This is a genomic window from Treponema sp. (assembly GCF_045641405.1).
GTDB lineage: Bacteria > Spirochaetota > Spirochaetia > Treponematales > Treponemataceae > Treponema_D.
In genome coordinates this window covers 25,076-36,976 of sequence record NZ_JAZUGX010000051.1, presented here as the reverse complement: position 1 = coordinate 36,976, position 11,901 = coordinate 25,076, and the positions used below count along the sequence as shown (strand labels likewise).

General features: G+C 43.2%; 9 protein-coding genes. 2 read left to right on the top strand and 7 right to left on the bottom strand.

The genetic code is table 11. The features are described from left to right. Positions 1-329: 329 nt before the first annotated feature. The 7 genes from ACKI39_RS08240 to argS all read right to left on the bottom strand — a co-directional run bounded on the left by ACKI39_RS08240 (position 330) and on the right by argS (position 9,348). Positions 330-785: a GNAT family N-acetyltransferase gene (locus tag ACKI39_RS08240; RefSeq protein WP_407399449.1), complete on the bottom strand. Its 456-nt coding sequence runs from the start codon at positions 783-785 to the stop codon at positions 330-332. A gap of 450 nt (positions 786-1,235) precedes the next feature. Then, positions 1,236-3,059, bottom strand: coding sequence for a hypothetical protein (locus ACKI39_RS08235; RefSeq protein ID WP_407399447.1), 1,824 nt, complete (start codon positions 3,057-3,059; stop codon positions 1,236-1,238). 96 nt (positions 3,060-3,155) lie between these two features. Next, positions 3,156-4,148, bottom strand: a complete 993-nt coding sequence (locus tag ACKI39_RS08230) for a tRNA-dihydrouridine synthase family protein (protein WP_407399445.1) — start codon at positions 4,146-4,148, stop codon at positions 3,156-3,158. Between the two features lie 115 nt (positions 4,149-4,263). After that, a complete protein-coding gene (locus ACKI39_RS08225; RefSeq protein ID WP_407399443.1) occupies positions 4,264-5,100 on the bottom strand; it encodes a P-loop NTPase in 837 nt (278 codons plus the stop codon). A gap of 179 nt (positions 5,101-5,279) precedes the next feature. Continuing rightward, positions 5,280-5,987 (bottom strand): C40 family peptidase, encoded by a 708-nt coding sequence (locus ACKI39_RS08220; protein ID WP_407399441.1) that lies wholly within the window; start codon positions 5,985-5,987, stop codon positions 5,280-5,282. An 87-nt stretch (positions 5,988-6,074) separates the two neighbouring features. Then, positions 6,075-7,487 carry a citrate/2-methylcitrate synthase gene (locus ACKI39_RS08215; RefSeq protein WP_407399439.1) on the bottom strand — a complete coding sequence of 471 codons (1,413 nt, stop codon included), beginning with the start codon at positions 7,485-7,487 and terminating at the stop codon, positions 6,075-6,077. 37 nt (positions 7,488-7,524) lie between these two features. Beyond that, the gene (argS, locus tag ACKI39_RS08210) at positions 7,525-9,348 is read right to left on the bottom strand and encodes an arginine--tRNA ligase (RefSeq protein WP_407399437.1); all 1,824 of its coding nucleotides are present in this window, start codon (positions 9,346-9,348) and stop codon (positions 7,525-7,527) included. Positions 9,349-9,560: 212 nt separating this feature from the next. Here argS and ACKI39_RS08205 point away from each other — a divergent pair, with 212 nt between their 5' ends. Both ACKI39_RS08205 and ACKI39_RS08200 read left to right on the top strand, forming a co-directional pair. Next, positions 9,561-10,232, top strand: coding sequence for a DUF4912 domain-containing protein (locus ACKI39_RS08205; RefSeq protein ID WP_407399435.1), 672 nt, complete (start codon positions 9,561-9,563; stop codon positions 10,230-10,232). An 8-nt stretch (positions 10,233-10,240) separates the two neighbouring features. Next, the gene (locus ACKI39_RS08200; RefSeq protein WP_407399433.1) at positions 10,241-11,830 is read left to right on the top strand and encodes a 1,4-alpha-glucan branching protein domain-containing protein; all 1,590 of its coding nucleotides are present in this window, start codon (positions 10,241-10,243) and stop codon (positions 11,828-11,830) included. Positions 11,831-11,901 lie beyond the last annotated feature (71 nt).

Sequence of the window (11,901 nt, the reverse complement as noted above, 5' to 3'; positions counted from 1 at the left end):
ATTAAATCTGGAATTGATTTTCAGGTCGGCCAAAGAACTTGACCGATTCATTTTGCTGACATATTTAAGATTTGTCTTTTTTCCTTCCCTGTTCCTGTCGAAGAGCGACCGTCCTGTGCGACGGTGACGAAGAATATACATCCCTTTCCAATTATTGTCAACTGTATTTCCGTTTATTTTAAAGAAATTTAAAGAATTTTCTGTATTTTAAATGAATTTTAAAGAATTTGGTTGAAATACGTTGAGTTTCTAGGAATTCCATACCTTTACAAAAGCAGACAGAGGGGTCTGTCCCCTCTGACACGCGATGTTCAACGCACCTCGCAGATTCATTTTCCTGTTGGAATTTCACTGTTCAAGGACTTGTTTCTGTAGTTCAGGTTTGTACGCATGGTATATCCCTGTTTTTCCCAAAATGCGTTTCCTTTTTCATTATCCTTAAAAACAAGAATGAAAATTTTCTGAATTCCTTCCCCGTACAGAGCTTCTTCAGCAGCCTTTACCAGACGAGTTCCAATCCCTCCACGCTGCACTTCGGGATTAACGCACATATGGTGAACAATTCCCCTGCGGCCATCATGTCCACTCAGAATCACCCCCATAAGTTTTCCTGTTTCTGACACAGCCTTAAAGCAGGTCGTCGGATTCCGTTTTAGATAGCGCTCAATTCCCTCTCGGCTGTCATCCACGGAATTCAAGGCGCGTCTGCTCATGCCCACGCTGTTCCAAAGTTCAAAAACCGAGTCATAGTCTTCAATTGACAAAGGTAGAATTTTTTCCGACATAATTTGCACACTCCTTTGCTTCATCCTGAAACAGAGCAAATGATGGTTCCTTTCAAAATACAGTATCTTCATTATAAACTGATATTAATGATTTACATATAAAGCCGTGATTTAATTAGTTTGGGATTCTCGTAGAATCTTCATGAGACCCATTCAAAAAAAATCGCGAAACAGTCTTGAGGTGCTTGAGTCTTTTGATGAGCATAGCCCCGATTGAAGGGGCGCCGCAGGCGTTGGCCGACAGGGCAATGAGCGTGAGCGGAACCCCGGAAAGCGGGTTTAGCAAAAGAGTGAGCTCCAAAAAAAAAGAAAAACCCTTGCTCTCAACGGAAGTCTTGTTGAATTCATATACAACACCATCGGAATCTGTACATTTTGAAACTTGAATTGTCAAATTAAATAAAAAAGTCCCGCAGAAAACTACGGGACCTTCTGGATTTTTATGACTTTCTATTTACTTGTGCTGTAGCAGGCTGGAAGAGAAGTTACTTTCTCGTATGATATATATTCGTAATATGCATGTTCGTCGTATAAACATGTCTCTACACTGTAATACATCCCCCCGACCTTAACGAAACTGATATCCTCAGTATCATTTTCATCAAAAATAATCTTTTCATCCCTTAAGATAAAATTCAGTTCATCATCACAGTCATAAAATTTTCCAGATGAATCTGTCTCAAAATAATAGCAAGGTTCATTATCCCAATAATCAAATCCATCACGCTTATATTCATGAAGGAAGATATCACCGGCTTTTGGTGTATACTTAACGACAGCCTGTGATTCTGAAAGAAGGGTGAAATTGTTGACATACTTTTCCTCTGCGAAATAGATGCGGCCTGAATAATAATCATCATCAGAACCATCATCATCTGCGTCTCTTTTAACGCTATAACTTATGTAAGGCTCTACTGTACCAGACTTGAAGCCGTCTTTTGAAAAAGATGAAGAATAAGAATTCATGTAATAATTCAATACAACAGGATATTCCATATCATCTCCGTCGTCTTCGAGCCACTCCCATGCGCTTTTCAAATTTACCGGGAAATTAGCAATCCAGAGTCCGCCAGCAGCAAAGAAATCAAATACCAAGCTATAACCTTCCAATTCATGTCCTCTAAGAGAAACTTTTGGAAGTTCTGAAAAGCGGAAAGTTCCATATTTGTCCACCGTATATTTAAGATCCCCTTCTACTTCCGGAATTCTGTACCCGCCTTTTGGAACTATGATTTTTGAATCTTCAGCAAGATATTTTTTCTCAAGAGTTTCGAAATGATTTCCTATAATATTGTATTGATATTTTACAGTAATCATCACCTGTTCGCCTGGATTCACAAAAGGAACGACAAAACTTTCCAGAGCAGAATCTGAATTGACATGATACTTTCCGTCAACATAAACCTCAATTCGTTCAGCTACAGGAAATTCGTTGTTCAGGACAATATCCGATCCATCAGCATTTTTTACATTGAACCTGATGCCTTTAGTGTATGATTCATCCACGATTATCCTGATTGTATTTGGAATTTCACTGGCTTCCTCAATCTTTTCGTATTCCGTTGCGACTTCTGAATTATTTTCAGTTTTAACAGGTTCTGTTTCAAGATTTACGCCAGCATCTTTTGTTACGACAACATCTTTTACAGATTTGATGAATTCAATTTTTGTTTCGCTGCTACTGATTTTTACCTCGATTTTTCCCGCGGCAATGATGCTCGAAATTGATCCGCCGTTAACTTCAATCGCTGTAACAGTTTTGCTTATGCTTACCTTTGCAATTTCTGATTCAGTACTTCCCTGAAGTTTTACACCGGAAGCCTTGACTTCTACATTTGTTATCTTTGACTGGCCTTCAAGTACAAGACGGACATTTTCTTTTGAAGCAACAAGAGCATCTATGACTGAATTCAAGAAATGAAGGCTGTTTGATCCTCCGCCGTTTACTGTTACATTTTTAATGCCTTTACAGTTTTTCATCGTAAAGTCACCGTCGCCAACAGATGAGTCTACAATGACATTTCCGTTTTTAGCACCATCCAACACAACGCCTTTTGCTTTTACAAGAACAACGTTTCCATTGAGATCCAAGTTTCTGATCGTACATGGATCTTTGAGCTCAAGATTGCAGTTTAATGTTGAATTGTCATACTGACTGTAATCAGCACCTGATGAATCACCGGAATCACCCGCACCACCTGCACATCCGGCAAGCAAAATAGCTGAACACAAGGCAAATATAACTTTGAGTTTTGATAATTGATTTAATTTCACATCCATCTCCTTAACTTAGAAATAATACAAAAAAAAGTGTCCCCCCCCCCGATTTTTTTTGCAAGAGAAATTGTAAATCACTAAATTTAACTTAATTTACAGAGGCTTGTTTACAGAAAGAATTTTTTCGTCAGGCTGCTTTGTAAAATAGTCGTTGATTTTTTCTACGGTGTCCTCAAGGGATTTGTAGTTCTGAAGCTGGGACTGGAAATAATGGCCGAATGCAAACTGCTGGCAGTAGTAGCCGAAGAAGCGCTGAATTCTGGTTTTATAAAATTCTGCAGGCTGATAGTTTCTTACATCCTCAACAAAATCCAGGGCAAGCTGCTGGCGGTCTACGGTGAAGGATTCCGTGCTGGAAATTTCACGGAAGATCCATGGCTTTACGGCAGCGGCACGGGCTACCATTATTCCGGCTGCGTGGGGAACTTTTGACTTTACAAAATCTGCGGTGGCGGAATTTTCTACGGCGCCGTTTACTACTACTTTGATCCTGTTTTCGTAGCGGCGGGCAAGTTTTTCTGCCCAGTCATATTTCGGAAGACCGCGGTATTTTTCTTTCATTGTACGCGGATGAAGAGCTATCTGAGTTACACCGTTGGCAGCAAGCATGTCTGTGAAATCAAAAAAACTCTGTTCCGTAAAATTTTCTGCACCAAGACGGCACTTTACGCTCAGGCGGAATTCCTTTCCCTGCTGTGCGCTGCATTTTTCAATTTCTTTTTTTACAAGGCTGATGCATTTTTCCGTTTCTGAAAGAGGCTTAGTCATCCATGCGATGCCAGCCCCTGTTTTGAAAATCTGTGGGGCACTGCAGCCCATATTGATGTCCACACCTATGCCGCCGCCTTCAAGAACTACAGGAACTGCGGCCGCCATTTTTTCTGCATCCCAGCCTGTCAGCTGCCATACGATTTTTTCTGGCACAGGTCCATTCAAAAGGTAATACTTTTCAAAAGGACCCATGTTCAGGAGGGATGAGGCGTTGATCATTTCCGTGTAGTATTCATCACAGCCGCCGAACTTTTCTACCGAGCGGCGGAAAGGTTCGTGGCTTAAGGTTGCCATTGGGGCGCAGATCAGTTTCATTTTATGTTGCTTGCCTTTGGTATGGATTGCCGCGCTTCGCTCGCAATGACGTTGCTGGATGCGGTTTGATAAATCAATGGTGGTTTCGACGGGCTCAACCACCACGAGTTTCCTATTAGAGGTTTTCTACAACCTTTGCGGCTTCATCAAGATATGGAAGATCAAGGTCTTCTACACAGCCTGAATCAACCTTTGCGGCAGTTTCCGCTTCGATTGGAATGCGGGCAAGAACAGGTATATTGAATTCCTTTGAGCATGCGTCGATGTTTCCGTCGCCGAAAATCCTGATTTCCTTGTTGCAGTCAGGGCACTTTACATAGCTCATGTTTTCAACAAGACCGAGGACAGGAATGTTCATCATGTTTGCCATGTTCACGGCCTTTTCAACTATTGTGCGGACAAGCTGTTGAGGAGAAGCAACAACGATGATTCCATCGACTGGCATTGACTGGAAAACCGTAAGAGGAACATCACCTGTTCCTGGTGGACAGTCAACAAACATTATGTCAACATCTTCCCAGACCACATCTGTCCAGAACTGCTTTACAGCCCCGGAAATTACAGGACCACGCCACACGACAGGATCGTTTTCATTTGGAAGAAGAAAGTTCATGGACATCATCTGGATGCCTGTCTTTGATTTTACTGAATAAAGGAATCCGCTTTCTGCAGTTCCGCCACTCTGGGCACGTTCTGCATTAAGGCCAAAAGCCTTTGGAATTGAAGGACCTGTAATGTCCGCATCCATGATGGCAGTCTTAAGTCCGTCACGGGTCGTCTTGCAGGCAAGCAATGAAGTCACGAGGGATTTTCCGACTCCGCCTTTTCCTGAAACAATGCCGATTACTTTCTTTACCTTTGAATCCTTGTGAAGTGTTTCGTGTGTTGGTCTTTTTGAGCAGTCCTTTGAGCATGATCCGCATGATCCGCCGCAGCCTGAATTTTCTGCCATATAGTTACCTCTAAAAAAAATCTGGAATAAATATGGCTTTAATATAGTAATAATTAAGAAATAATTCAAATGAAGGGCGAAACCCTGCTTAAGGGGACAGACCCCTAAAAACAAAGAAATAATTCAAACCATGGACATGGACGCGAACATCGTGACAACGGGGACAGACCCCTTAAATTTTAAAAGTCTTTGGTTCTTAACTTCGACTCCCGTTTTTTTCGTGGTGCTGGATTGTTCACTATGGAACTGCTTTTTTTTGTGTCCCTGCTTTTCTTTGAGCCGTCTGAGAGTGTATGAGGAAGGGAATCTGATGTAGCCGACGGAGCTTTTGCCACCACTGACTGAGGATTGCTTTCTTTTCCTATACTCTTATTGTAATCATCGGTCGTACGAAGAAAACGGGCATAGACAGGATGATATTTGGTCCAGTAGCCTTCATCCATGAGAGATATCTTTACGCCGGAATCACCCTTGCTCAAGGCAGAAACAAAAACACGCTTTCCACGGCATTTTACTTCTGGACCATCCTTTGGATACACTCCACAATAAATTCCCACATGAAAAATAGGACCGTTTTTTTCATCACTAAAGAAAACCAAGTCTCCTGGTTCGCGCTGTTTTTTTTCTATATGGACAAGACTGTTGTAAATGTCCTGGGCCCTGCGCGGAAAAGGAACCTTACCATCAAGAGCCTGTCTGTTTACATAGTTGATGAGCCCAGAGCAGTCTAGACCTTCCTTAGGGGTCTGTCCCCCCCATTTATATGGCGTCCCTCTCAATTCAAGGGCACAGGAAATGAATTTCTGCCTTGGTGGAGAAATCTTTTTTGCAGCGTAGAGATTTAAAAATAAAAAAGACAGCAGAAGGCATGTAAAAAGTTTTTTCATAAGTCCTCTACTGTCTATTATCGGTCATCTCTAAAAAATATCAAAATAATATTTATTAGAAATGGATTTGAATTTTCTAAGGCTAGGCTAGTCGGAAGGTCCCGTTGTTACAACTCCATGATCTTCTGCTATCACCTTCGGAACTGCATTCTCAACACGCTTTTCCAGTGGAACATAATCACGGAGATCTGCAATACCCTTATAGGCAGGACGATAGATTCGGCGACCTGCAACGATTTCCTCAATGCGGTGTGCGCTCCATCCGGCAATACGCGAAATGGCAAAGAGAGGCGTATAAAGTTCGCGAGGAATGCCCAGCATGCTGTATACAAATCCTGAATAGAAGTCGACGTTTGTACAGATGCGTTTCTTGTCACCATGAAGTTCGCACAGAACATCAGGAACAATACCTTCGATGATGTTGTAAAGGTGGAATTCATCAAGGCAACCTTTTTCCTTTGCAAGCTCTTCCGCCTTGTTGCGAAGGAGAATTGCACGAGGATCGCTGATTGTGTAGACGCCGTGCCCCTGTCCATAGATGAGACCAGTGCGGTCAAAGGCTTCCTTGCGTCCGATCTTCATAAGATAGTCGCGGATTTCCTTTTCGCTTGACCAGTCCTTTACGTTCTTCTTGATGTCGTCCATCATTTCCATTACGCGGATATTGGCTCCACCATGACGGCTTCCCTTGAGAGAACCTACCGCAGCGGCAACAGCGGAATATGTATCCGTATCTGCTGAAGAAACAACGTGGATCGTGAAAGAAGAGTTGTTACCTCCACCGTGTTCCGCATGAAGGATCAAGGCAAGGTCAAGGATTTCTGCTTCAAGAGGTGTATACGACTTGTTGCTTCTGATAAGACGAAGGAAGTTTTCTGCAGTTCCAAGCTCAGGTTTTGGATTGTGAACATACATCGACTTTCCGTCATAGTAGCGGCGTTTTGCCTGATAGCCGTATGCGGCAAGAGTTGAAAAGCGGGAAGTAAGCTCGATGCACTGGCGGAGAATGTTTGAAATCTCACGGTTTTCTGGATCAGGATCATATGAGTATGAAGCAAGGACTCCACGGGCAATCTTGTTCATGATGTCGCTTGAAGGAGCCTTCATGATCATGTCTTCCGTGAAGTATTCAGGAAGGGCACGAAGGCTTCCAAGAAGTTCCTGGAATTCCTCAAGCTGATTTTTTGTAGGCAACTGTCCAAAAAGCAAAAGATAAACAACCTGCTCGTATCCAAACTGATGGCTTTTTTCAACATCCTTTACGATGTCTTCAACGTTGTATCCACGGTAAATGAGGCGTCCAGGAATCGCAACTTTTTTATTGTCCTTGTCGATTTCATAACCGATGGCATCACCGATACTTGTAAGCCCTACAAGGACACCGCGACCGTCGGCATAACGAAGACCGCGCTTTACGTCGTACTTCTCATAGAGGGACTGGTCAATAGGGTCATTGTTCATGGCGATGTTTGACAGTCTGTTGATAATGCTTAAATCCATTGTTTTTTTCCTTTTTGTTTTATGCTAAATGTTACAACTACATTCTTTCTACAAATGGAACAAGTACAAGTTCCATTGCCGTCTTAAGTACTGTGAGCGTACACTCTGCAAGTGCAAGGCGTGCGCGGGCTAGCTTTGGCTGTTCTGATTCTACGGAAAGGATAGGACAGTCGCGATAGAAAGCACTGAAGCTTTTACATACGTCGTAAACGTAGGCTGCCATGATGCTTGGGTCCATCGTGTCGGCGGAACGTGCGACAACTGCAGGATAGCGTTCAAGATCCTTTATCAATGCCCATTCGCTTTCTGTGTTGAGCATTACAAGGGCTTCGTCAGATGTGTCAGGTTCCACACCAGCATCCTTTGCCTTGCGGAGGATTGAAGAGATACGTGCGCCCATGTACTGGAGGTATGGTCCAGTGTTTCCATTGAAGCTCAAGGATTCTTCCGGATTGAAGAGCATGTCCTTTACCGGTGCCACGTTGAGCAGGTAGTAATGGAGGGCTGACAATGCAACCTTTTCCGCAACTTCGTCTGCATTGAGTTCCACATCGCGCTCGCGGTCAGCAATTGCCTTGAGGGCATCTGCATGGAGGTTGTCGATAAGATCGTCTGCATCAACAACAGTTCCCTCGCGGCTCTTCATTCTTCCGCTTGGAAGATTAACAAGACCATAGCTCAAGTGATAGAGCTTGTCCGTCCAGTCGAAACCAAGTTTCTTGAGGATGTGGAACAGAATCTTGAAGTGATAGTTCTGTTCAGATGCGACAACGTAGATCATTTCGTTGAATGCCCAGTCGTCGTGGCGGCTGATTGCTGTTCCGATGTCCTGTGTAATGTAAACTGAAGTTCCATCCTTGCGGAGGAGAACTTTTTCATGGTTGTCTTCGTCCTTGCCCTTTCCTACAACGTCCGTAACGTCTATGCGTACAGAACCGTCTTCCGCCTTGAAGAATACACCTTTTTCAAGACCTTTGAGGATTTCGTCCTTGCCCTTGAGATATGTTTCAGATTCAAGATAGAACTTGTCGAATTCAATTCCAGTACGTTTGTAGGTTTCCTTGACTCCGCCCAGTGTCCAGTCGTTCATTTTCTGCCAGAGTGCGCGAACTTCAGGATCTCCTGCCTCCCACTTGATAAGCATGTCTTCTGCTTCCTGGAGTGCTTCAGGATGTTCCTTTGAATACTTGTCGAACTCAACATAGCACTGGCCTACAAAGTGGTCCCCCTTCATTCCAAGGGATTCTGGTGTTTCTCCCTTTGCTTCGTGGAAAAGCTTGTAGGCAAGCATTGATTTGCAGATGTGTACTCCGCGGTTGTTGATGAGGTCAACCTTGAATACTTCAGCACCAGCCTTCTTGAGGATGCGGCTTACAGATTCACCGAGGGCATCGTTTCTAAGGTGTCCAAGATGCAATGGCTTGTTTGTATTTGGTGATGAAAATTCGATCATTACGCGGCGGCCTTCAAGATGCTTTTTTCCTTCGGTGTTGAGGGAACCGTAATTTTCCTTCTGATTGATTACTGCATGGAGAATATCGAGGGATGCATTTGCCTTATTGAGTTTTACGTTTACATAAGGACCTGCAGCAAGGAATTCTCCAAGTGAAGAAACTGAGCTGTCTGATTCAGCATATCCCTTGATGAGGGCTGCAACGTCATTTGCGATTGCCATAGGAGAAGAATGAAATGCCTTTGCAAAAGCGAACATCGGAATTCCAAGGTCTCCCATTTCTGGTTTAGGCGGAATTTCAACGCGAATTGAATCAGCATTGATTTCTGCTTCCGGAGCCTTTTCCGATTTATACTGTTCGATTGCCTTTACAACGATGGATTTGAAAACTTCTTTCTGATCTGCCATATTCTTTCCCTATATGCATGAAAATGATTAAAACGACAGAAGTATAGCGAAATTGAATAAAAATTGAAAGAACATTGAATTTAAAGAATCGTAAACATCACTATTTCATGTTTTTTTTCCACCATCAAATAAACCTTTTTCACAGGCTTATCTTTTTTTAAGCGTAAAAGGTACTAGACATATTCAACGATTTTTTAGATTATAACCACAATATGAAAAAAGATGCCTTGTCCAGACAGCAGCTTGAATCGATGACAACTGCAGATCTTATTGTTCTGGGAGATAAGTTCGGAATTGAAATTCCAGACAACCTCAACAGAACTCTCATCATTGGTGAGATTCTTGAAGCAGCAGAAGAATTCAAGGTTCCAGAAAAAAAATCATCAGTTCAGATTACGGAAGATGATACTCCCGTTCCTGACCAGCTTCCAGAAAGCTACAACAACACATACATCGACGCAATCATCAGAAATCCTGCATGGTTGTTTGCGTTCTGGGACATCAAGGAATCCGATGTTTCATCTGTGAGGAACCGAAGGGATTTTGAATCGATTTTTCTTCACATTTCATTTTTTGATGCTCCTAACAACGAAGAACCAGCAGATTCCATCGACATAAAGACAGACTTTGAAACAAAGGAGCAATCGATTCTTCTTCCTTCTGGAAAGCGATGGCTTAAGATTGACCTTGCGGTTTCATTCAAAGGCAAGCTTCCAGAAGTTCTCTGTTCTTCAAGAATGATTGAGCTGCCATCAGAGAGGGAGGATATCCAGAACCTTCAGCCAGGAAAGAAAACCGACTATCCTCCATTGGTTCAGCTTTCGGGAATGAAGCAGATTCTTCACGATCATTACCTTAACCACAGACAGTCATTTTCAGAGTGAGGAAAAGAATGAGCAACAAGAAACTTGCCCTGATCATTGAAGCAGACCAGGCCTTTATAAGAAATACGGAAAAGGACAGCAACTTCACAGCAGAGAACAATGTGCTGTTTACCGCACTTACAGAAACCTACATTCCGCTCCTCAACATGTTCGGAAGGCTTGAGGAAGAAAACATCGACTTCAAGTTCGGTGTCGTAATGTCCCCTGCCTTGTGCTTTATCCTTGATGACGCACAGATCCAGAAACAGTACATAGATCATCTGGATAACCTTATAGCCTTGGGAAAATCAGAGCTCAAGAGATGCAAGGGAACAGACTGTGAAGCACATGCCTCGGCATGCCTTGCAAAGATCGAAAAGACAAAGACAGACTTCACCGAAACATACGGACAGAACATACTTGGAGCTTTCAAAAAATACGCAGACAAAGGAAATCTTGAGCTTATCCCTACGGCTGCAACCTATGCATACCTTCCTCACTACGAGGATTTTCCAGAGGCAATAAACGCACAGGTTGAAACAGGAATCTATTCCCACAGGCACTTCTTTGGAGAGACGGGAGAAGGTTTCTGGCTTCCATACCAGGGGTGGTCCCGCAGTTTTGAATGGACATTGCGTTCTTACGGAGCAAACTACACTGTCGTTGATGCCCGTTCCATCCTCTTTGCAAAAGACTGTCCTGAGACTGGCATCTATGCACCGTTGAGGACAAGAACATCTCTTGTAGTATTTGGACTGGATCCTGATTCACCAAAGGAAATCATTGGAGAAGACGGATTTTCGCAGAACGAAATCTACCGCTCACAGAGATTCGACATCGGATATGAACTTAAGCAGGACCTGGTTTCTGCATTCTTCAACAAGAACGATGCTAGAATCGAAACAGGATATAAATACTGGTCAAACGAAAGTGAAGACGATGACCTCATTCCATACAATGGCGAAAAGGCTGCAAAGCAGGCAATCGAGGATGCCATATCATTCTACGAGTCAAAGCTTGAAAAACTGGATGCCGCAGCCGAACACATCAAGGACGACAACGCAGTCCTCGTCTGCTCAATCCCAGCTGAAGCACTCGGCCAGAAATGGCACGAAGGAATTCAATGGCTGGAGAATGTGATCCGCTGCACCGCAAGCAAACAGGGATTCGACTTTGCCCTCTGCAAGGATCTTATTGAAAAGCAGTTCAGCCTTCCAAAGATCAATCCATACCCATGCTCTTCAAACGGCCTCGGATACGGTGAAGACCTTGTGGACAGTTCCAACAGCTGGATGATCCGCTATGTAAGAAAGGCAACGGAAAGGATGATTGACCTGACAGAAAGGTTCCCAGCCGAAGACAGCCTTAAGGAACGACTTCTCAACATGGCAGCCAAACAGGTTCTTCTTGCACAGAGCGGTGAATGGCCTATGATGCTTCACGACAGTGTTCTCTCAGACTACGTCAATGAACAGTTCAAGGATGAGATTCTTTCCTTTACGAAGGTCTTTGATGCACTGGCAAGCAATACAGTAAGTACGGAATGGCTCACAAACTGCGAAAAGAAAAATCCTCTTTTCCCATGGCTGAACTACCGAATTTTCTGTAGAAAAAAGTAAAAGAAGCCTCACGAAAGTATCCTATCAGGGATGCCTGTTCCTGATAGTGAAGGAACTATTTAATTTTCTTC